The sequence below is a fragment of the Acidobacteriota bacterium genome (genome assembly GCA_040752915.1).
Taxonomy (GTDB): domain Bacteria; phylum Acidobacteriota; class UBA4820; order UBA4820; family DSQY01; genus JBFLVU01.
In genome coordinates this window covers 16,864-37,945 of the sequence record JBFMHB010000026.1, presented here as the reverse complement: position 1 = coordinate 37,945, position 21,082 = coordinate 16,864, and the positions used below count along the sequence as shown (strand labels likewise).

The 21,082-nt window shown below is 67.9% G+C and carries 19 protein-coding genes; 10 read left to right on the top strand and 9 right to left on the bottom strand.

Annotation, left to right across the window (positions count from 1 at the left end; translation table 11 throughout):
- The 4 genes from AB1824_06700 to AB1824_06685 form a co-directional block, all read left to right on the top strand.
- Positions 1-306 (top strand): NADH-quinone oxidoreductase subunit L (locus AB1824_06700; protein ID MEW5764649.1); only part of this gene is annotated, 306 nt, incomplete at its 5' end.
- 13 nt (positions 307-319) lie between these two features.
- A complete protein-coding gene (locus AB1824_06695) occupies positions 320-1,783 on the top strand; it encodes an NADH-quinone oxidoreductase subunit N (protein MEW5764648.1) in 1,464 nt (487 codons plus the stop codon).
- Positions 1,784-1,811: 28 nt separating this feature from the next.
- A complete protein-coding gene (locus tag AB1824_06690; GenBank protein ID MEW5764647.1) occupies positions 1,812-2,720 on the top strand; it encodes a DMT family transporter in 909 nt (302 codons plus the stop codon).
- Positions 2,721-2,748: 28 nt separating this feature from the next.
- Positions 2,749-4,374 carry a SagB/ThcOx family dehydrogenase gene (locus tag AB1824_06685; protein MEW5764646.1) on the top strand — a complete coding sequence of 542 codons (1,626 nt, stop codon included), beginning with the start codon at positions 2,749-2,751 and terminating at the stop codon, positions 4,372-4,374.
- Here AB1824_06685 and AB1824_06680 read toward each other — a convergent pair.
- Positions 4,319-5,581, bottom strand: a complete 1,263-nt coding sequence (locus tag AB1824_06680; GenBank protein ID MEW5764645.1) for an MFS transporter — start codon at positions 5,579-5,581, stop codon at positions 4,319-4,321. The two genes, AB1824_06685 and AB1824_06680, sit on opposite strands and share 56 nt — an antisense overlap.
- Positions 5,578-6,993, bottom strand: coding sequence for a DASS family sodium-coupled anion symporter (locus tag AB1824_06675; protein MEW5764644.1), 1,416 nt, complete (start codon positions 6,991-6,993; stop codon positions 5,578-5,580). Before AB1824_06675 ends, AB1824_06680 begins: the two co-directional genes overlap by 4 nt.
- Before the next feature lie 88 nt (positions 6,994-7,081).
- Between AB1824_06675 and tpx the strand changes: the two genes are divergently transcribed.
- On the top strand, positions 7,082-7,588 hold the full coding sequence (gene tpx, locus AB1824_06670; GenBank protein ID MEW5764643.1) for a thiol peroxidase: 507 nt from the start codon (positions 7,082-7,084) through the stop codon (positions 7,586-7,588).
- Between the two features lie 164 nt (positions 7,589-7,752).
- Here tpx and AB1824_06665 read toward each other — a convergent pair whose 3' ends face one another.
- The 4 genes from AB1824_06665 to AB1824_06650 form a co-directional block, all read right to left on the bottom strand.
- A complete protein-coding gene (locus AB1824_06665) occupies positions 7,753-9,630 on the bottom strand; it encodes a LysM peptidoglycan-binding domain-containing protein (protein ID MEW5764642.1) in 1,878 nt (625 codons plus the stop codon).
- A gap of 43 nt (positions 9,631-9,673) precedes the next feature.
- Positions 9,674-11,221 (bottom strand): acyl-CoA carboxylase subunit beta, encoded by a 1,548-nt coding sequence (locus tag AB1824_06660; protein ID MEW5764641.1) that lies wholly within the window; start codon positions 11,219-11,221, stop codon positions 9,674-9,676.
- Positions 11,218-13,212 (bottom strand): hypothetical protein, encoded by a 1,995-nt coding sequence (locus AB1824_06655; GenBank protein ID MEW5764640.1) that lies wholly within the window; start codon positions 13,210-13,212, stop codon positions 11,218-11,220. The genes AB1824_06660 and AB1824_06655 overlap by 4 nt, the downstream gene beginning before the upstream one ends.
- A gap of 245 nt (positions 13,213-13,457) precedes the next feature.
- Positions 13,458-14,018 carry a hypothetical protein gene (locus AB1824_06650; GenBank protein ID MEW5764639.1) on the bottom strand — a complete coding sequence of 187 codons (561 nt, stop codon included), beginning with the start codon at positions 14,016-14,018 and terminating at the stop codon, positions 13,458-13,460.
- Between the two features lie 170 nt (positions 14,019-14,188).
- Here AB1824_06650 and cdaA point away from each other — a divergent pair, with 170 nt between their 5' ends.
- The 5 genes from cdaA (at position 14,189) to AB1824_06625 (ending at position 18,338) form a co-directional block, all read left to right on the top strand.
- On the top strand, positions 14,189-14,968 hold the full coding sequence (gene cdaA, locus AB1824_06645) for a diadenylate cyclase CdaA (protein ID MEW5764638.1): 780 nt from the start codon (positions 14,189-14,191) through the stop codon (positions 14,966-14,968).
- On the top strand, positions 14,958-15,953 hold the full coding sequence (locus AB1824_06640) for a CdaR family protein (protein MEW5764637.1): 996 nt from the start codon (positions 14,958-14,960) through the stop codon (positions 15,951-15,953). The genes cdaA and AB1824_06640 overlap by 11 nt, the downstream gene beginning before the upstream one ends.
- Positions 15,950-17,290: a phosphoglucosamine mutase gene (locus AB1824_06635; GenBank protein MEW5764636.1), complete on the top strand. Its 1,341-nt coding sequence runs from the start codon at positions 15,950-15,952 to the stop codon at positions 17,288-17,290. The genes AB1824_06640 and AB1824_06635 overlap by 4 nt, the downstream gene beginning before the upstream one ends.
- A 25-nt stretch (positions 17,291-17,315) precedes the next feature.
- Positions 17,316-18,056 (top strand): pyridoxine 5'-phosphate synthase, encoded by a 741-nt coding sequence (locus AB1824_06630; protein MEW5764635.1) that lies wholly within the window; start codon positions 17,316-17,318, stop codon positions 18,054-18,056.
- 75 nt (positions 18,057-18,131) lie between these two features.
- The gene (locus tag AB1824_06625; protein MEW5764634.1) at positions 18,132-18,338 is read left to right on the top strand and encodes a dodecin; all 207 of its coding nucleotides are present in this window, start codon (positions 18,132-18,134) and stop codon (positions 18,336-18,338) included.
- Positions 18,339-18,421: 83 nt separating this feature from the next.
- On the opposite strand, the gene AB1824_06620 is transcribed toward AB1824_06625, so the two are convergent.
- The 3 genes from AB1824_06620 to AB1824_06610 are packed head-to-tail and all read right to left on the bottom strand — an operon-like array spanning position 18,422 to position 20,819.
- On the bottom strand, positions 18,422-19,645 hold the full coding sequence (locus AB1824_06620; protein MEW5764633.1) for a PDZ domain-containing protein: 1,224 nt from the start codon (positions 19,643-19,645) through the stop codon (positions 18,422-18,424).
- Positions 19,646-19,668: 23 nt separating this feature from the next.
- Positions 19,669-20,289, bottom strand: a complete 621-nt coding sequence (locus tag AB1824_06615; protein ID MEW5764632.1) for a hypothetical protein — start codon at positions 20,287-20,289, stop codon at positions 19,669-19,671.
- Positions 20,274-20,819, bottom strand: coding sequence for a sigma-70 family RNA polymerase sigma factor (locus AB1824_06610; GenBank protein MEW5764631.1), 546 nt, complete (start codon positions 20,817-20,819; stop codon positions 20,274-20,276). The genes AB1824_06615 and AB1824_06610 overlap by 16 nt, the downstream gene beginning before the upstream one ends.
- Between the last annotated feature and the right edge of the window lie 263 nt (positions 20,820-21,082).

Below are 21,082 nucleotides of genomic sequence, written 5' to 3'. Positions count from 1 at the left end.
TGGTACCGGCGGGAGACGGAAACGCCCTCGAAGCTCGCCCTGGCCCTCAAGGCCCCCTACCGCCTCCTCCTCAACAAGTACTTCGTGGACGAGGCCTACTCCGCCGCCTTCATCCGCCCCCTGGTCATGATGTCGCGCTTCGCGTCCGGGGTGGACAAGTGGCTCGTCGACGGGTCCGTGAACGTCGTGGCCTACAGCAACGAAGTCTTCGGGCTCCTGCTCCGTTTCTTCCAGACGGGGTACATCCGGAACTACGCGCTGTTCCTGCTCCTGTCGGTCCTCGTGCTGATTTACTTCTTCTCCTGAGGGGGGGAGCTTCATGGGCGATTTCCTGATGGGTGTGCTTCCCGTTGCGGGCATGGCGCTGGCGGCCTGCCTGCTCTTCCTCCTGGCCGCGGTGGTCAAGAACGCCCGGCTCATGGGAGGACTGGGCGTGGCCGCCATCCTTCTCCTGGGCGGTGCCCCCGTATTGCTCCTCTGGTCCGAGGGCGGGAGGGTCGCCCCCCAGACCCTGCTCTCGGCGGATCGGCTCGCCCTCTTCTTCGACGGGCTGTTCGTCCTGGCCGCGGCGCTCGTGGCCCTTCTCTCCCTGGACTATTTCCGGCGCAAGGACTCGGAGCACGGCGAACTGTTCGGGTTTCTCGCCCTGGCGGCGACGGGGATGATGGTCCTCGGCTCGGCCACGAACCTCGTGACCTTCTACCTGGGCCTCGAGACCATGTCCATCTCCTTCTACGTCCTGGCCGCATTCTTGAGAACCCACGAGAACGCCGTGGAGGCGTCCCTGAAGTACTTCCTCCTCGGCGCCTTCTCTTCGGCCTTCCTCCTCTTCGGCATGGCCCTGATCTACGGCTCGGCGGGTTCCCTCGACTTCGGTGGCGTGGCCGCCGTTCTGGCCTCGGGATCTCCCGCCCTGGGCGAGCCCTTCCTCCTGCTGGGCTTCTTCCTCTTCCTCGTGGGGCTCTTTTTCAAACTCTCCCTGGTCCCCTTCCACTTCTGGGCCCCGGACGTCTATCAGGGATCGCCCACCCCCGTGACGGCGCTCATGGCCGTCGGGGGCAAGACCGCCGCCGCCGCGGGCGCCATCCGCATTTTTCTCTCTGCCTTTCAGACCAGCCCGCTTCTTTCGGAGAAGTGGCTTCTCCTCTTCGCCACGGTGGGGCTCCTGACGATCTTCGTCGGAAGCATGATCGCCATCACCCAGAGGCAGATGAAGCGCCTGCTGGCGTATTCCTCCATCGTCCACGCCGGTTTCATCGCCCTCGGACTGGGCACCCTGGCGGTTCCCGGCCTTCGGGGTCCCATGCTGGAGGCCGTGCTCTTCTACCTCGCGGCCTACCTCCTCATGAACGTCGGGGCCTTCACCGTGGCCGGAGCCGTGGAGACGCCGGGCCGGACGGATGAGGCGCTCACGGCCTACGCGGGCCTGGGCACGACGGCGCCCTTCGCGGGGGCCCTCCTGTCCGTGTTCATGTTCAGCCTGGCGGGCATCCCCTTGACCGCGGGGTTCCTGGGCAAGTTCTACGTCTTCAGGGTCCTGGTCCACGGAGGTTATTACTGGTATGCGGCCCTGGGCCTGGTGGGGGCGGTCATCGCGACCTACTATTACTTGAAAGTCGTGGTGGCCCTCTATTTCCCCGGCCAGGACGCCGAGATCCCGCCCGCCCCGAAGATGGGCGCGGTTACCCTGGGGGTCCTGGGGCTCATGGGCGCCGGCACCCTGTATCTGGGCGTCTTCCCGGGATTCCTGAACGCGCTCGTGGCCGGCCTGACCATCGGCTGAACGGGCTCGAGGGCAAACCGGGCCCGCCATGGGCGACAGGGTTGACCTCCGACTTCACGCCGCGCTCCTGTTCGTCCAGGTCACCTTCGGCGCGTTCCACGTCGTCGGCAAGTTCGTCCTCGGTTCTGTGGAGCCGATGGCGGTGGCCGCCACGCGGATCCTGATTTCCACGCCCCTCCTGCTCCTCCTGGCCCATCGCGTGGACCCTCGGATACCCTCCCGGACGGACCTCGGCCGGCTCGCGGTGCTGGGGCTTCTGGGCGTCTTCCTGAACCAGGTGCTCTACATCTACGGACTGAAGATCACCTCGGCCACCAACGCGGCCATCCTCATGCCCTCCATTCCGGTCTTCGTGGCGCTCGTCCTCGCCCTCTCCGGGCGCGAGCGGCTCTCCTCCGGCCGGTGGGCGGGGGTCCTCCTGACGGTGGGCGGGGCCCTGGTCCTCCTCGACTGGAGGGGAGCCGACTTCGGGAGGGGCGCTCTGGCGGGGAACCTGATGCTCCTCGTCAACTGCCTGTGCTACGCCTTCTACCTCGTCCTGCAACGGCCCATGCTCGAGCGCCTGCACCCCCTGACGGTGGTGGCCTGGGCCTTTCTCTTCGGGGGCCTGGGAGTCCTGGTTCCGGGCCTCCCCGCCCTGGCCGGGGCGTCTCCGGCCGGTCTGGCCCCGGGCGTAATTCTTGGCATCCTGTACATCGCCGTGATCCCCACGGGGGTCAATTACGCCCTCAACACGTGGGCCCTCGGCCGGTCCTCGCCCGCCCTTGTGGCGGCCTACACGACCCTTCAGCCGCTGGCGGCGGCCCTCCTGGCCGTCCCCTTTCTGGGGGAGCGCCTGGGATGGCGGGAGGCCGTGGGTTTCGGACTCATCTCCATGGGCCTGTTCCTCGTGAGCGGACGGAAGGGCGGGGAATCCCCGCGGGCCGCGCGGGGTTGAACGGCGTGGAGAAAAGGGGGGCCGCCGGATGACCATCCAGGCCTATCACGAGGCCAGCAAGCACCGGCCGGACAGCTACGCGGATGGGCCGGGTTACCTCGATTGGGCCTCCCAACCCGACCCCTTCCGGACCTTCACTGGGGCTCCCTCCACGAGGCTTCCCTTGGGCGGACTGCGCGGGCGGCCGGGTTTTGGAGACATTCACTCGGGCTCCTCCGAGCCGGCGGCCCCCTGGGGGCTTTCGAGCCTCGGGGCCTTTCTGGAGCACTCCCTGGCCCTTTCGGCGTGGAAGGCCTTGGGCCGGTCGCGCTGGTCCCTGAGGTGCAACCCGTCGAGCGGGAACCTGCACCCCTCCGAGGGATACGTGGTCTGGCCGGGGAGCGGGGACCTGCTCCCGGGGATCTACCATTACCTCAGCCTGGACCACAGCCTGGAGCGGAGGGCCGCGCCTGAAGACGTCCGTTCCTGGAGGGCCGCTTTCGGCGAGGGCGGGTTCCTCGTGGGGCTATCGTCCATTCACTGGAGGGAGGCCTGGAAGTACGGAATCCGGGCCTATCGGTACAGCCAGCACGACGCCGGCCACGCCCTGGCGGCTCTCCGCTATGCGGCCGCTTGCCTGGGTTGGCGTTTGCGGCTCCTGCCCGATTGGGGGGATGGGGAAATCGAGACCCTTCTCGGCCTGGACCGAGGGTCCGACTTCCCGGGCGCAGAACGGGAACAGCCCGACTGGCTGGCGTGGGTAGGCGTCGGCGGCGTGCCGCCAGGGGCGCGGGACTCCCTTCTCGATGCGGTTTCTCAGTGCGCCTGGAGCGGAAGGGCCAACGTCCTCAGCCCCGCCCGAAGGGAGTGGGCGGCTCTGGAGTCCGCCGCCGCCGCGGGGAGAAAGCCGCCGACTCAAGAATCGGAGGAGACGGATTCCTTGGAAACTACGCTCCCGCCGCTGGGCTTCGCGAACCGGGATCAACTCGCCGGGCACCTGATCCGGACCCGGCGGAGCGCCGTGGCCTTCGACGGGGTCACCGCGCTCTCCAGGGAGGGCTTCTTCCGGGTCCTGGACGCCCTCCTGGTCCGCCCCGGCGTTCCGCCATTCGACGCCTTGCCCTTCAGGCCCCGCATTCACCTCCTGGTCTTCGTCCATCGCGTGATGGGAATCGCTCCAGGGCTTTACTGGCTTCCCCGGTCGGCGGGCGCCACCGAGCGCCTTCTCGAGGCCTGCGCACGAGACTGGCTGTGGTCCCCCGTGGAGGGGGCCCCGGACCATCTTCCCCTGATCAGGCTGGCCTTCGGGGACGTGCGCCGGACCGCCAAGGCCCTCTCCTGCGGCCAGGATATTGCGGGAGACTCCTCCTTTTCCGTCGGGATGCTGGCCGAGTACGGGGAAACCCTGGCGCTGGGCTCCTGGTGGTACCGCCGGCTCTTCTGGGAGGCGGGAGCGGTGGGCCAGGCCCTCTACCTCTGGGCGGAGGCGGAGGGGCTGCGAGGCACCGGCATCGGGTGTTTCTTCGACGACGAAGTCCACGAACTGATCGGCCTGAGGGGGAATGCCTTCCAATCTCTGTACCACTTCACGGTCGGGGGGGCGGTGGAGGATGGCCGGCTCACGACCCAAGAGCCCTACGCCCACCTGGAGACCGGGGCGCGCGAAGCCCCATAGCCATCCAACCCGAAAGGACCCCAAGGGCGGACAGGCCCAAGAGGACGAGGACAGGGGAGGTCCGTTGGGCCAGAACGCCGACGGTCGCCTGGGTCAGGGTGGCGGCCAGGCCCCCCGCGCCCGTAACGAGCCCCGTGGCCGCGCCGAGCCGATTCCCCGGCACCACGTCGCCCATGAGGGCGAAGAGCAGGGGGAAGGTCATCAGGACCATGAACATGGAGATCCCCAGGAGGGCCACCGAGGACCAGAGTCCCTCCATCAGGAGAGACCCCGCGAAGGCCGCCCCCGAGCCCGCGAGCAGGCCAGCCAGGAGCCTTCCCCGGTCCAACCGATCCGAGAGGCTCCCGCCCAGCGGTTGGGCCAGGATGCCCGTGGACATGACCAGGGTCATGACCGTTCCCATGGCTCGTTCGTCCAGGCCCCGGACGGCGACGAGATAAGTGGGTAGAAACCCGGCGGCCGTGACGAAGAAAGCGGTGCGGAGAAAGGAAAGGGCCACCATCCTCGCCAGGAACCGACGGTCCATGGGCCCGTCGGGCGAGGGGGAGGCGGTGCCGGCCCTAAAGGTTCGGGGGGACGCGAGGGGGAAGGCCGAAACGGTGGCCAGGCCAAGAAGGACGCCAGCTCCCGCGAAGGGGAGGACCGCCCAGCCGGGGGATCCCAGGACCACGGCGAGTTCGGCGAGCGCAAGGGGGAACAAGGTCCGACCCACGCTTCCTCCGGCGTTGTTGATGCCCTGGACGAGCCCGCGGTTCTCGCGGCTCGTCACTTCGTTCACCAGGGCGGTGGCCACGCTGTGGTAGGTGCCGGCGCCCGCCCCCGCGGCCAGCGCGAAAAGGATGAGAAGGGGTCCGGCCCAGGGGCCTTCGGGCGATACGAATCCGAAGGCGCAGAAAGACGCGCTCGCGAAAACCAGGCCCCACCCCACGACCGCGCCCCGGCGGCCCGTGGCATCCGAGAACCGCCCCCAGAGCGGCTCCGCGAAGGCCGTGGCGAGGGTGTACGCGCTGAGGATGAGGCCCACCAGGGCGAATCGCCCGTTCCGGCCGAACAGGAGCGCGAGCAGAACCGAAAGGCCGATGCCGTAGCCATCGACGAGCACATGGGTGAAAGTGGTCAACAAGAGGGTCCGGGTCCCGGATAAAGCCAGCCCCCCCTCGCTTCCGGGCGAAGGGTCCGAGACGGTGGGCGTTCCGTTCCGATTCACCCGGTCACCCAAAGGATCCAAGGCGTCCCCACCGCGAGGAAAACCGCCGTGTTGACCGCCGTCACCAAGCCGCCGTACCGGTAAATTTCGGAGGTGGAGAGGTGGCCGCTTCCCGTGAAGAGGACGTTGGCGCTGGAGCCCTGCGGGGTGATGCAGGAGAAGAAGTTGGTCGCGAAGAGGAGCATGTACGCGGCCAGGGCCGGCGGGACGCCCGAAAAGAGAGCCACGTCCAGAAACACGGCAAAGAGCGCGAACAGGTGCGCCGACTGGCTCACGAAGAAATAATGAAGCGCCACGTACCCGCCGACGAGGGACAGGTACGCGACGGCGGGATGGGTTCCGTGGAGGGTCCCCGCGAAGGAGGAACCGATCCAGGTCATGAAGCCCAGGCGGTTCAGTTCCGCGCTCAGGGTGAAGAGGATGGCGAACCAGATCCAGATTTCGAGGGCCTCGCCCTCCTTCCGGAGGTCCGAGGCGCGGAAGACGCCCGTGAGGAGGAGGACCGCGAGGCCGAAGAGCGCCGCCGCCGTGCGGTCGATGCCCAGGACGCCCCCCAAGCCCCACGCGGCCACGAGGGAGAAGAACACGGCGGCCGTGATCCACTCGTCCCGGGCGGGGGGACCCAGCTTCCGCAGGGCCTCCTCGGCGAGCCCGGGCGCCTCGGGTGTGCGAGTGACTTCCGGTCCGACGACCTTGAGCAGGACCCAGGGCACCACAAGGAGGGAAGCGGCCACGGGAACCACCGCGGCGAGAAACCACGAGCCGAAGGTCACCTTCACGCCCGCCGTCTCCAGGGCCAATCCGGCTCCGGCGGGGTTGGCCGCCATGGCCGTGAGCCACAGCGACGAGGAGAGGCTCAGGGAGGCCATCCCGGCCATCATCAGGAAGGCCCCGAGACGGCGGCGGGCCCCTTCGGGTGCCGCGCCGAGGCCCTCGCAGAGGGAGGCGACCACGGGATACAGCACGCCGCTCCGGGCCGTGTTGCTGGGGAAAGCCGGGGCGATGAGGGCGTCCGTCACGAAGAGGCTGTAGGAAAGCCCGAGGGCCGAACCGCCGATGCGGCGGATCACGTGGAACGCCAGCCGGGCGCCCAGCCCGGACCGGATCACGGCGCGGGAGAGGAGGAAGGCGGCGACGATCAACAGGATGAAGTCCTCCGAGAAGCCCGCGAACAACTGGCGGCCCGACAGCGTGCCCGACAGGACGGAGCCCGCCCCCGCCGCCAGAGAGGCCGTGAGGATCGGGAGGGCCCTCAGGACCACCGACAGGATGGCGAAAAGGAAGAAGCCGAAGAGGTGCCAGGCGGGAGGGGTCAACCCACCGGGAGGCGGGAGGACCCACGTGCTCGCCGCCGCCACGGCCGCCACCGCCAGGGGCACGGGGCGGGTCTCCGAGGTCCACCGTTCGAGCATTCGGCTCATCCCTTTCATGGCTCCATTGTACAGGCCGGGAAAGATGGGCGTACACTCTGTGTTCAAGACAGGGAAAGGAGATCCGGTCATGGCGACGATCACGTTGAAAGGCAACCCCATCCACACGTCGGGAGAGCTTCCCGCCGTCGGCTCGAAGGCCCCGGAGTTTCGACTCACCCGGTCCGATCTCTCGGACGCGTCCCTGGCCGATTTCGCCGGGTTCAAGAAGATATTGAACATTGTCCCGAGCCTGGATACGGGCGTCTGCGCCGCCTCCGCCCGGCGGTTCAACCAGGAGGCCGCCGCCGTGGAAGGAGTCCGGATCCTCACCATTTCCCGGGATCTGCCCTTCGCCCAGGCCCGGTTTTGCGCCGCCGAGGGCATCCAGAACGTCGTCATGCTCAGCGAATTAAGGGACCTCTCCTTCGGCGACTCCTATGGAGTCCGGATCGTGGACGGGCCGCTGGCCGGCTTGCTCAGCCGGGCGGTGGTCCTTCTCGACGCGCAGGACCGGGTCAGGTATGTGGAACAGGTGCCCGAGATCGGCCAGGAGCCCGATTACGCCAGGGTCCTCGCGGCGTTGAAGAACCCGTGAGCAGGGGAGAAAGTGAGTAGGTCAGTAGGTGAGTAGGTGAGTGGGCGAGAAGGAAGGGAGGGAAAGAAGCCCTCAGGGGCAGGTTTCCCGAGTCCTTCCTTCTCCCTTCCTATTCCTCCGAAGCGCTCGCTTCCCGACTTCGATCCCGAAGGATCTCCTGGACGTCAGGGGATGACCAGCGTGTCGCCGAGGTGGAGGCGCTTTCCGGGGGAGATCCGGTTGGCGCGGCAGATCCTGTCCACCGTCGTGCCGTATTTCCGAGCCAGGTCCCACAAGGTATCTCCGGACCGGACGTGGTGGACGCGACCCGCGGGCGCCTTCTGAGCCCCGATCGCAGAGGGTTTGGGGGCCAGTCCCTCGGGCTCGGACTTCTCGGCCAGGACGAGCCGCTGGCCCGCGCGCAGGGCGTCCGATTCCAGACCGTTCAGCTCCTTGAGGCGGGACACGGGAACGCCGGTCTGTCTGGATATTCCGGCCAGGGTGTCTCCCTTCCGGACCTTGTACACCTTGGCCCCTTTGGGCACGGAGGGCCGACTCTCCACGTACAGGCTGGGGTCGCTCGCGGGCACGCCCAGCGGGACGACGAGGGTCTGGCCGGGCGAAATCCGCCGTCCCTTCATCAGGTTGGCGAGACGGATGGCCTCGGCGCTCGTCTTGTACCGGCGCGCGAGGGAAGCGAGTGTTTCCCCCTTGGCGACGGTGTGCATCGCCACAGCGAGCCGCTCCTCAGGAGGAACCGCGGCGAAGGCCTCCTGGAAGGAGGCGTACGCGTGGGCCGGGATCTTGAGCGTGTATTCCCTCGGGGGTGTGACGAGTCGCTTGAGGGAGGGGTTCAAGGCCTGGATCTGCTCGACGGGGATCTGGGCGCACCGGGCGAGGACCCTCAGGTCGGTGGCCTCCGTCAGAATCACGGAGGCCGTCGGCTCGGCCGGGTCGGCGGGGGGGGCTTCGAAGCCGTAGGCGGACGGGTTGCTGGCGATGAGGATGGCGGCGAAGATCGCCGGCACGTACTCCCGGGTCTCCCTCCGGAGAGTCCGGGTCTTTCGAAGGGTCCAGAAGTCGCCCGTGGGGTTCTTTGCCTTGTAGCGCAGGATGCGGGCCTCCCCGCAGTTGTAGGAGGCGAGGGCGAGGGGCCAATCGCCGAACATGGCGTAGAGGTCCTTGAGGTACCGAGCGGAGGCCCTGGCCGACAGTTCGGGATCGCGCCGCTGGTCCTCCCAAAAATCGATCTGAAGCCCGTAACGCTTGCCCGTGCCCGCGATAAACTGCCACATGCCCACGGCCTTGGCGCGGGAAACGGCTCCGGGATTGAAGGCCGATTCCACGATGGCCAGGTAGACCAGAGCGGGGGGGACGCCCTCGTCCCTGAAGATCTGTTGCATGCGGGGGACCACCGGGTATCCGCGGGCCAAGGCCCTGGAAAACCAAGTCCGGAGCTTTCCCTGGTACAGGTTCACGTACGCGAGGACCGTAGGGTCGTTGGCCGGGATGTCCAGTCCGACGGAGACCTGGCGCAAGGCAGCCTCCACCTGGGCGTAGGTGGAGCCGAGGTCCGCGGGGGCGAGAAAGGTGGCCTCCGTGAGGAGCGTGTCCTTGGGGGACTCTTCCGAATCCGCCGGTCCCTCGGGCGCGGCGTTACCGTCCAGTTCGATCTGAAAGGCGGCATCGTTCATGCGGACCAGGGCCCCTTGAAGCCTGGGGTTGGCCTGGACGGCCGCCGGGGCCTCCAGGTATTCGTCGAGGAGGGCCGCCATCTCCTTTACGAGGGGGCGGGCCTGTTCCTCCGACAGGTCCGAGGCTTCGGCGGCCTCGCACAGGGCTTCCATTCGTTCCGCGAGGGCGTTTCCGACGGAGACCTCCGTGGGCACTTGCGGGAGGAGGTCGGCCTGGGCGACCGGCGCGGCAGGCGGGGTCCGGACGGCGCAAGCCCCGCCCAGGACGAGCAGGAGCGCGAGGGGCCCCAGGGCGGCGGGCAGGCTCCGGCTCCTTTGGGGAGAACCGGTGAGGGATCGGGGGCGTGGGGTCAAAGGGGCTCTCTCCATGCAAGGCGCCTCCGCCCCGGCGGGCGCCGGGGCGGGAGGTCGGTCAAAGCGGAATGTTGCCGTGCTTCTTGGGCGGACTCCACTCGCGCTTGTTCGCGAGCCCCTGGAGGGCGCGGATGATCCGTGGGCGCGTCTCCCGGGGGTAGATGACGGCGTCCACGAATCCCTTCCGGGCGGCCACGTACGGGTTGGCCAGGGTCCGGCGGAACTCCTCCACCTTGCCCGCCTTGTACCCTTCGGGATCGGGTGCTTCCGAGAGCTCCTTGCGGAAGAGGATGTTCACGGCCCCGTCGGGCCCCATCACGGCGATTTCGGCCGTCGGAAAGGCGAAGTTGAAGTCCGTCCGGATGTGCTTGCTGGCCATGACGCAGTAGGCGCCCCCGTAGGCCTTGCGGGTGATCACGGTGATCTTCGGCACGGTGGCCTCCGCAAACGCGAAGAGGAGCTTGGCCCCGTGGACGATGATGCCCCCGTGCTCCTGGTCCTTTCCGGGGAGGAAGCCCGGGACGTCCTCGAAGGTCACGAGAGGGATGTTGAAGCAGTCGCAGAAACGGACGAACCGGGCACCCTTGATGGAGGCCTTGATGTCGAGCACGCCGGCCAGATACGCCGGCTGGTTCGCCACGATGCCCGCCACCCGCCCCCCGAATCGGCCGAAACCGGTGACGATGTTCTGGGCGAAGTCCCGGTGCACTTCGAAGAACACGCCGTCGTCCACCACGGTCTGGATGAGGGTCTTGATGTCGTAGGGGAGGTTCGGATTTTCCGGCACCAGCCGGTCCAGGGAGGGGTCCCTCCGGTCCACGGGATCCTGGGTGGCCCGCATGGGCGGGTCCTCCTGGTTGTTGGACGGGAGGTACGTCAGGAGGGCTCTGGCCGTCGCAAGGGCCTTCCCGTCGTCTTCGGCGGTGAAATGGCAGACCCCCGAGACGGTGGCGTGGGTGCGCGCCCCGCCCAGATCCTCCTTGGAGATGTCCTCGTGGAGAACAGTACGGATCACGTCCGGGCCTGTGATGAACATGTACGAGGTGGACTCGGACATGATGACGAAGTCGGTGATGGCCGGAGAGTACACGGCGCCACCGGCGCAGGGTCCCAGGATGAGCGAGATCTGGGGCACGACTCCGGACGCGAGGGTGTTTCTCAGAAAGATGTCGGCGTAGCCCCCGAGGGAGCCCACGCCCTCCTGGATCCTTGCGCCGCCCGAGTCGTTGATCCCCACGATGGGGGCGCCGACCTTCATGGCCAGGTCCATGATCTTGCAGATCTTTCGGGCATTCGACTCGGATAGGGACCCGCCGAAGACCGTGAAATCGTTGGCGAAAAGGAAGACCGGCCGCCCCTCCACCCGGGCGTGGCCCGTCACCACGCCGTCCCCGGGGATCCGCTTGGCGTCCATGCCGAAGTCGCGGCAGTCGTGTTCCACCAGGGCGTCCGTCTCCTCGAAGGAGTCGGGATCGGCGAAAAGCTCGATGCGCTCCCGGGCGCCGAGCTTGCCGGCGTCGTGCTGAGCCTTCAGGCGCGCGGGGCCTCCGCCCTCGCGGCCGGCCCGGAGGAGGGCCTCCAGTTCGCCCAGGGGATCCCGGTTCACGGGCTCTCCTCCAGGTTCCGGTAGGTCAAGTTCCGGACCGCGTCCCGGTAGTTCTCGTCGGGAGGGATGGTCGAATAGCGGCGGACGAACTGGTGGAGCCGGGCGGCCTCCGCGTCGCTTCGGTCAAAATCCAGCAGGTCCCGGAGGTTCTTGTCCGCCCCGATGAGGTTCTCCTGCCTCAGGTCCAGAACGGCCCAATTGTAATAGCCGTCCCGGATGATCTCCCGCACGGCGTCGCGCTTCCCCATCTGGCGCGCCAGCGTGTCGTCCGGATAGATGAGCCTCCACGCCACCCGCAGGCTCTCGGCGTAGTCCTGCTCCTTGAAGGATTTGACCGAATAGAGGTATTCCTTGAGGAACTTCTCGTTCCGGAGGTTCTCCTCCTGCAACCGGGCCAGGGCCGCGCGGGCTTCGCCGAGGCCGGAGAGGGCCTCCGGGTGCATGGCGTCCCGGCTGAGGATTTCCTGGTAGAAGCCGATGGACTTGGCGTAGTCCCGGGCCTCGGAAGCGGCGCGAGCCCTCCGCAACAGCTCTTCCACCGTCATGGCGGCGGGGGATGGCTCCTGCGGAACGGGGGCGGTCTGTCCGGGCGGCTGGTCCGGGACCTGGGGCGGCCTGGGAGGCTTGGGAAGCCTGGGCGTGGTGGCCACCGGTTGGGGTTCGGATTCACCCAAGAAATACCTGGCCCCGAAAAAGATCCCCGCGCCGATGGCTACGAGTCCCAGAAGGACCGCCAGGATCAACGTGAGGCCGGGGGTGCGTCGCCCCTTGGGTTCCTTTTCCATGGGCGCCGGCCGATCCGCCGCGGGGGTAGGGGAGGCTGGGGCGGGAGCGACCGGCGGCGCGGGTGCGACCTGTCGAAACGTCGCGGGAACCTCCTCATCCCAGGCGAAGGTGGATGGGGTTTCCTCCGGAGGGGGGGAGGGCGCCGGCGCGGCGGGCGGAGAAGGGGCCGGGAAGGGGAAGTCCTCCGCGGACCCCGTCTCCAACTGGAATTCGGCGGCGGGTGCCGGGGGGGCGGCCCAGGGGGCCGGCGCCGGCTTGGGCGGTTCCGCCGACCGCATCTCCGGTCCCGTGGGAGTCAGGAGGTTGTCTTCGAGCTCGAAGGTGTCCACCTCCCCCTGGCCTGGGACGCCGGGTGGAGGCGCCGGGGGAGGCTCCGGAGCGGGCGACTGCTCCATGCGGGCGAGGTAGTACTGCGCTTCCCGGTGGGTCGGAAAGACGGCCAGAATCTTCTCCAGCATGACCTTGGCGCGGGGAAATTCCCCCGAGTTGAAGGCCGCGATGCCCTCGGTGAGGTAATGCTCGATCTCTCCCTGGTGCGCGTTGACCATGCCCTTGGCGCGATCGATGCGCTCCTGCGCCTCGCGGTTGTCCTCGTCGACGATAAACACGCGCGTCCATACGTCGATGGCGTCCTGGTAACGGCCGGCGTCGTAGTGCCGCTGGCCCTCTTGCAAGTACTCTTGCACCTTCACGGCCTCGGCCGGCGCGAGGGCCCGGGCGCCTGCGCTCAGGGTCGTGCGCTCCGCGGGCGATTCGAGGGACGGCAGGTCCAGGGCCTCGAGCCGGAGGACGGGAAGTTCCTCCACCGAGGGTTCCGGGGGCCGCGATGGGGCGAAGTCCGGGAGAAGATCGGCCGCGTCGGCGACCACCGTGGAGAAGGGCGAGGAGGCGAAGTCCTCCGGGGGGCCTTCCAGTTCGATCTTGAACCGCGCGGCCTCCTGGCTCTCCGGCATGATCTTGAGGATGTCCTGGACGAGCTTGAGGGCCTCCCCCCTCTGTCCCTGGTCCGCGAGACTTCTGGCCTTGCCGAGTTTGTCCCGGACCTGGAGTTCGAGCAGCAGGCGATCCTGGATCTCGGCCAGGTAGGCGCGGGCTTCTTGGTTCTCGGGGTCCGCCTGCAGGAGCGCCTTGAGCGAGGAGGCCGCCTCCTTCAGCCGGCCCGCGGCCGCGAAGCGCCGCGCCTCATCCAATCGAACGTCGCTCATGAAATCCACCTCCCCAACCGCTCTATTCTACCCGGGAGGTCCCCAGGAGGAAAGGAGCCGGTCGTGAGGAGGAAACCCGGAGGGGGGAGTGGGTCCAGGATCTCGGATTTCGGGTTTGGGATCTTGAATTGGCGACCTGGGAAGCGGGGTGGGGAGGGGACCCAAGGAGGGATGGCCACCCTCCGAATCCGAACGGCTCGCCCGAGTCGAGGAAGGGATCCAGGAAGGCCATCCGTCCCGTCCCGTCAGGACCAACGTCCCAGGTAGTCGCAGCAGGAATCTCCGCGGGCCATGCACTTGGGGTGTTCCATGCGGATGGCATGGGCGCCCGTGAGCTCGAGGGTTCTCTCCATCCATCCCATGATCCGGTCGCAAAAGAGCCTGTGGGGCTCGTTGAAACCCGTGAGCCTCAGGTGGGCCGAACGGGGCTCCATAGCCAGGGTCTCCATTCGGCCGGAATCGTAGTACGTCGGCATGACCTGAGACGCCTTCCGGATGATGAACCCCGGGTCGGCCACCTTGAAGAAGACCTTGTAGATCGTGTTGAGCCCGTGATCGGCGGAAAACCGGCCCATCTCCCAGGCGATGGACCGACCGGGAGGCAGCTGGAGGTCCTTCTGGGCTTCGGTCATGAGACGGATGAGCTGGGATAGTTCATACCAGCTGCTTTGCAGAATGGGGTTGGAGAAGGTCTCCCGGTCCTCGGGGCTCAGGCGCTGAAGGAGGTTGGCATACCCCTCCGCCCCGAGCTTCTCGTTCAGGTAGATCACGGACGCGCGCACCGCCGTGCCTTTGACCTTGGCCATGGCCAGACCTCCATGTCCATCATATTAGGGGACGGGAGGGGCGGGAGCAAATCGTCCATGGAGATCCACCGCGCGGGCTTGACCGCCCGACGAGGGCGCGACATACTTGAACTCCTTTGGAATGCTGGAGGGACGGGACCGGGCTCCCTTGGGTCCACCCTGGAGGGGTCATGCAGGAGGTCTTCTGGGCGCTGTACACGCGCGGCCTTCACTGGCAGGATGTCCTGGACGTAATGTCCGTGGCGGCCCTCTTTTATTTCGTGCTCCGGCAGGTGCGCGGGACGCGGGCCGTCCAGATGATGGTCGGCATCCTCGCCCTCATGGCCGCGAATGCGGTTTCGGGCTGGCTGGACATGACCGCCACGCACCGTCTGCTCCAGAATCTCCTCTTTTACGTCCCCTTCGCCGCCGTCGTCATCTTTCAAGACACCATCCGAAAGACCCTCGCGCACTTCGGAGGGCTCTTCTTCGGCAGAAGGGCCTCCTCGGAGAGGGTGCAGATGGTGGCCCGGGAGACCGCCCACGCGGCCTTTGCGATGGCCCAGCAGCGTCACGGGGCCCTCGTGGTCTTCGAGCGCACCCAGGGGCTGAAGGACTACGCCGAGACGGGCATCCCGCTCAAGGCCCAACTCACGGCGGACCTCCTGCAGACGGTGTTTTTCCCGGGGACTCTCCTCCATGACGGGGCCGTGGTCGTGGCCGAGGGGGAGGCGGTGGCCGCGGGTTGCACCCTTCCCCTCACCGAGACCCCCCTTCCCACGGAACTGGGGACCCGCCACCGGGCCGCGGCGGGGATTACGGAGGAGACCGACGCGGTCTGTGTCGTGGTGAGCGAGGAACGGGGCGTCGTTTCCCTCGTGGAGGGCGGCCGCATCGACCGGGTCCCCTCGGCCGAGGAACTGGCCCTTCGCCTCGAGGCTGCACTGGGAGGACGATCCGGTGACCGTTGAGACGAGGAAGGCTGGAGTCTCCGGGAAGGGCCGCGGAACCTGGCTCTCCGCCGCGGTGGCCGTTGTCCTGGCGTGCATCTACTGGGGATACACCGTCTCCGAGGAGAAATCCCTGAGGGATTTCACGGTTCCCCTGCAGTTCGCCAACCTCCCCGAAGGCCTGGTTCTGATGGAGGAGGGCCTCTTGAGGGTGGTCACTGTGGAGGTGCAGGGACCTCCCGAAATGGTCCGGCGGCTTCGGGAGGGCGACGTGGAGGTCCGGGTGGACGTGGGACGCGTGTCTCCGGGTCCCCAGGTCGTGGAGCTCGGCACCGAAAACGTGCGGCTCCCGTCGTCCGTGGAATTCACCAAAGTCGTGCCCAACGTCGTGCGCTTCACGGTGGATCGAAAGAGCACGGCCACGCTTCCTCTGAAGCCCACCTTTCTGGGGCAGCCCGCCCCGGGTCGCCAGGTTCTCGAGTGGGGTGTGGACCCCCCCACAGTGACGGTTTCGGGTCCCTCGGCGCTCCTCCAGAGACTCCAGTTCATTCCCACCCAGGCCGTCCCCTTGGAAGGCCGGGCCCAGGATTTCCTCACGCCTGTGGTTCCCGCCCTCCCGTCTCCCGAACTCTCCACCGGTGACCTGGGCCCCTTCACCCTTTCGGTGACACTGGGAGAGAAGAGGCTCCAGAGGACCGTCGGGCCGGTCCCGATCCAGGTCCACGGAGGGCACGTCCCCGTGGAGGTCGCCCCCTCGGGCATCAAGGTCATGGTCGAGGGCCCCGCCAGCCTCATGGAGGCGCTCGCCCCCGGAGATTTCGTGGCCGAGGTGGACCTCTCGGGCCACCGTCTGGCGGACCGGGAGGTGCAGCTGCGTCCGGCCGTCCGTCTGGCCGACCCGGCGCTCTCGTCCCGTGTGTTCATCACGGCCGTGAGTCCCCGGTTCGTGGGGATCCGGGCCGCCCAGTCCCGGCGGACCCCATCCATGGAGGTCGAAACCCCTTGAGCCGCAAGTACTTCGGGACCGACGGAGTGCGGGGCAGAGCGGGGGTTTTTCCTTTGGACGCGGCCACGGTTCGCGCCCTCGGCCTGTCCGCCGGACGTATCCTCGGAGGTCGGGGGGCCTCGGCCGTGGTGGCCATGGACCCCCGCGAATCGAGCGCCTGGATCGCCGCCGAACTCGTCGAGGGCATGGGGGAAGCGGGCGTCGCCTGCCGGTTCGCCGGGGTGCTCCCCACCCCAGCCGTGGCACGCTTGTGCGTCTCCGGCGGGTACACCTTCGGCGCCATGATTTCCGCCTCCCACAATCCCTTCGAGGACAACGGGATCAAGTTTTTTTCGGGCGAGGGATTCAAGCTGCCCGACGAGACCGAGAACCACATCGAAGTGGCCCTGGAGGGCGCCCTCCGAGAGCCCTCCCATCCCGCCGGAGACCTGCCCCCGGCCGAACCCGAGCTGGGGCGGGCCTACCTGGACTGGCTCGTCTCCCTCTGGGAAGGCTCCCCCCTTTCGGGATGGCGGATTCTCGTGGACGGGGCCAACGGAGCCGCCTCCCGATTGGCGCCCGATCTCTTTCGCGCCCTCGGGGCGGAGGTCGAAACCACCGCCTGCGAGCCGGATGGGAGGAACATCAACGCCGCCTGCGGAAGCCTGCACGCGCACCGGCTGGGGTCCCTCCTGTCCGCCCGTAGAGCCCACATGGCCTTCGCCTTCGACGGCGACGCCGACCGGTGCATGGCGGTCACCCAGACCGGGAGAGTACTGGACGGGGACTACATCCTCTACCGAGAAGCCCTTCGCCGCTCCGCCCGGGGCCTTCTTCCGGGGCGCTGGGTCGTGGGCACGGTCATGAGCAACCTCTGGCTGGAGGAGCGTCTGGAGCGAGCGGGCCTCCGGTTCTTCCGGGCCCCCGTGGGAGACCGGTACGTCCTGCAGTGCCTCCTGGACCGGGGGGGCATTCTGGGGGGGGAGCCCTCGGGCCACGTCCTTTTCTTGGACCGCTCCACCACCGGGGATGGGCTCCTGACGGCCATGACCTATGCCTCCCTGGCCCGGGACGCGGGCGGGCTCGAGGCCCTGGCGGCGGACGTGCGGGCCTATCCCCAGGTTCTCGAAAACATCCGAGTGGCCAGGCGCCTGCCGCTGGAGGATATCCCGTCTGTCCGGAAGGCCCTCCAAGAGGAGACCGAAGCCCTCGGAGGCAGAGGGAGAATCATCCTGAGGTACTCCGGCACGGAGCCCCTCCTGAGGCTCATGGTGGAGGCGGGCACCGAGGAGGAAGTCCACGGCGTCATCGCGCGCCTCCGGACCGTCCTGGTGGACGAGCTGGGGGAGGGCCGGTAGAGAACGCGAAAGCGGGAGGCGTCCCATGAGGCTCGGCGTCAACATCGATCACGTGGCCACCCTCCGGCAGGCCCGGCGGGGACAGGAGCCCGATCCAATCCACGCGGCGGTCCTTTGCGAGCTCGGTGGGGCCGACGGGATCACGGTCCACCTCCGGTCGGACCGCCGGCACATCCAGGACCGGGACGTGGATCTGCTCAAGCGGACCATCACGACCCGGCTGAACCTCGAAATGGCCGCCACGTCGGAGATGCTGGAAATCGCGGCCGGGCTCCAACCCTGGCAGGCCACCCTCGTTCCCGAGCGGCCCAACGAGGTGACCACCGAGGGCGGGCTCGACGTCCTCCTGAATTCGGCGCACCTCCACCAGGCCATTACGCGGCTCAATGCTCACAACATCCGCGTGAGCCTTTTCGTGGACCCCGTGCTCGACCACATCCGCGGAGCCCACAAGGTGGGGGCCCAGGCGGTGGAACTCAACACCAACGCCTACGCCCAGGCGCGGGGCGCGTCCGAGAGAGAAAAGGCCCTCAAGGCCATCGAGGAATCGGCCCGGCTTTCCGCCAAGCTCGGGCTCTCCGTCCTGGCGGGCCACGCCCTCAACTACCGGAACGTGGGCCCGGTGGCGGCGCAGCCCCTCTTGGAGGAGTTGAACATCGGCCACGCCATCATCGCCCGGGCGGTCTTCGTGGGGCTCGAAAGGGCGGTGGCGGAGATGAAGGCCCTTCTCTCCCGGTTCGGCGACGTCGGGCCGCAAGGGAGATGAGGCGAACGGCGGCGGGCGCGGGGGGCCTGGAATCGGCCCCTTTCCGCCCGCGTTAACCGGTTCGAGGAGGAGCAGATGTCCGACAAGGTCTTCAAGAAAATCCGCGTCGTGGGGTGTTCCACGGTCAGCTACGAAAAGGCCATCCAGGCGGCCATCAAGAAGGCCGGGGAAACGCTGGAGAACCTCTCCTGGTTCGAAGTCGTGGAGTTCCGGGGGGCCGTGGGTTCCGGCAAGGTCCTCGAGTGGCAGGCCACCGTGGACCTCGCCTTCAAGATTCGGTAGCCCCGTCCCGAACAGGAAAATGGGAGGGAGCCGACGCTCCCTCCCCGATGCAGGCGCGGATCGGGCAGGCTCCGCGCTGGGATTCAGGTCTTGGGCGCTCCGGGCGCGTCCGGCGCCGCCGGAGCGGCGGGCGCCTCGGCGGGAGCCCTGGGGGCCCTGGGAGCCCGAGGCGTCACCACCTTTCTTTCCTCCCACCGGATCTCGCGCCTTTCCTCGTCGTCCTCGGAGGCGGGGACCACCACCGTGAGGTCCAGGGTCTTCCGGTCCCGGAGGACCTTCAGGGGCACCTTTTCGCCCTCCTCGTAGGTTCTCAGGATCCGGAAGGTCTGGGAGGGCGAGGACGGCTTTCGGCCCGCGATCTCAAGCAGAACGTCGCCCCCCTTGAGCTTGAGGCTGGAGTCCTTTGGGGCGCTGACCACCAGAAGGCCCTCCTCGGTCCCGAAATAGCGGCCCAGGTCGGGATTCAGCTCCACCAGTTCCACGTCGTACCAGTCCTCCGGTAGACCGCCGCCCACGAAGACCCGCACGTCGGGTACCTTCATCACGTGGACGTCGGGGACGGCGGGCACCGCCGGGACGTCCGGGATCTCAGGCATCGTGAACTGGAAGTTCCAATCGGAGGGCACCAGGGGGCGGACCTTGATGACCGCGGAGTTCTTCTTGGCGCCGCGCAGGTAATCCACCTGGATGGAATCGCCGGTCTTGGCCTCCCCGAGGACCTCGTAGATCTTCTTGGTGGCCTGTTTCGAGTCCTTCAGGCCCAGCGGGTTCCCGTTGATGGAGATGAGGATGTCCCCCGCGCGCAGGCCCGCCTCGTCGGCGGGACCGCCGGGCGAAACGCCCCGCAGGAGCACGCCCTTGGGGTCCACCTCCTCGTCCGGGTCGGTCTCCAGAATCACTCCGAGACGGGGCCGCTCGGAAACCTTCTTGAGGACCTTCATCTGGTCCAGTTTCTGGAGTTCCCTCCGGGCCAGTTTCTCCTCCAGCACGCGGATCTGCTTCTCGGCTTCCGCGAGCTGACGGCTGGCCTCCGCCAGCCTGCGCTCGAGGTCCTCGTCCTGCGCCTCCGATTCGGCCTTCTGGCGCTCGAGTTCGGCCGCTTCCTTCTCCAGTTGGGCGCGCCTGGCGTGGGCCTCCTGGGTGAGCTCCTCCAGGGCCTCGGCATCGTCCGCCTCGGTCGCCTGGCAGGCCTCCCCCGCGACGAGCGCGTCGCGCCTCTCCGTGACGTCGTTCCGCGGCGCCCCCACGGCGGGAATCGCTCCCGAGAGAGCGAGGATGAGGATGAGGGTGAATGGGGACATCTTCATGGCGGCCTCCTGTGGCGAGGGCATCAGACGCTCGAATAGGCTCCCTTGGTGACGTGCAATTCCACCAGGGATCCAAGCAGGTTCACGCGTTCTTTCCATAGGCGGGCGAGCTGGTCGCTCGCCGTTTCTCCCGTCTGGAGGAGGGAGATCTGCAGGTCCACGAGGGCGATCTGGTCCTGGATCTGGGCGATGGCGCTGGCCGTGCGGCCCTTGAGCACGGGGCGGCCCTTCTCGATCTGCTGGAGGATGGACTCCAGCCGCTGGGACTCGAGGATGAGGGGCTGGAGGTCGGGGCCCGGCTGGGCCGGACCCGCCTTCTCCGCCGCGGCGGAGTTCTCGATGGGCGTGTGGAGGCGGAACCCCTTGACGGTGAAGAGGGTCACGAGGAGCAGGGCGGCGGCCGCGGAGGCGGCCCAGGCCACCTTGGCCCGCCTCAGGCGCCGGGGAGACTCGGCCTGGCGCGAGAGATCCGGCCAGAGGTCCCGGGTGGGGCCGAGTTCCGGAAGGCTCCGGAGGGCGGTTTTCGTGGCCTCCAAGTCCCGCAGGGTTTCGGCGCACTCGGGGCACTTTCGCAGGTGGTCGCGGGTGGCGGAATCCGAGCCGCCGTCGCGCAGGTTCAGCAGTTCTTCTATGGACGGATGCATGCGGCCTCCCCGTCTCCCTCCGCCAGGAGGGTCCTGAGCCTCTCGTGCGCCCGCGCCAATTGGGACTTGGAGAAAGAGGGCGTCCGGTCCATGAGCCCCCCGATCTCCTCGTGGGTGTATCCCTCCACGTCGTGCAGCCAGAGGACGGCCTTGGAGACGGGCGAAAGCCGTTCCAGGGCGCGCTCGAGATCCAGCCGTTCGGGGCTGAAGTGCGCGGGGACTCCAGGGGCTCTCTCCTCTTCGAGGGGTTCCTCCTCGCCCCGGTTCTTCTGGCGCCGGACCCGCATCAGCGCCTTGCTGGCCGCCACGGAGCGGATCCAGGACCAGAGCGGGGCGTCCCCCCGGTAGGAGGGGAGGCTCCGGAACACTTCGAGGAACGTCTCCTGCACGGCTTCCTCCGCGTCTTCGGTCCGGGACAGGATGCGCCGGACGAGGTGGAATACCGGCCGCTCGTACGCCCGGAAGAGGGATTCGAAATCACCCTTTCGGGCCCGCCGGAGGAGGATCTCGTTGTCGGGAACCTCGGCCATCGATCCCATCCTGTCTGTAAAGATGCGAGCCTCGGGGAAAACGTCGCAGAAGCCCTTCGAGGGGTTAAACGAAAGTCCTGTGAAAATGGTTCAGGCGACCAGGCCCGAAGAGGGACAGGGCCTCCTTCTCTTCGTGTCGAGCGCCAGTCGTTCCTCGGTGTTGCACGGCTTCTCCAGACGAGCCTTTTAAAAAGGCTCCTCTCGCGAATCTGTGCGTCTCGAAGGGCGGGGTAGGCCGCCCAAGCGCTGGGTGCGCTTGGCTT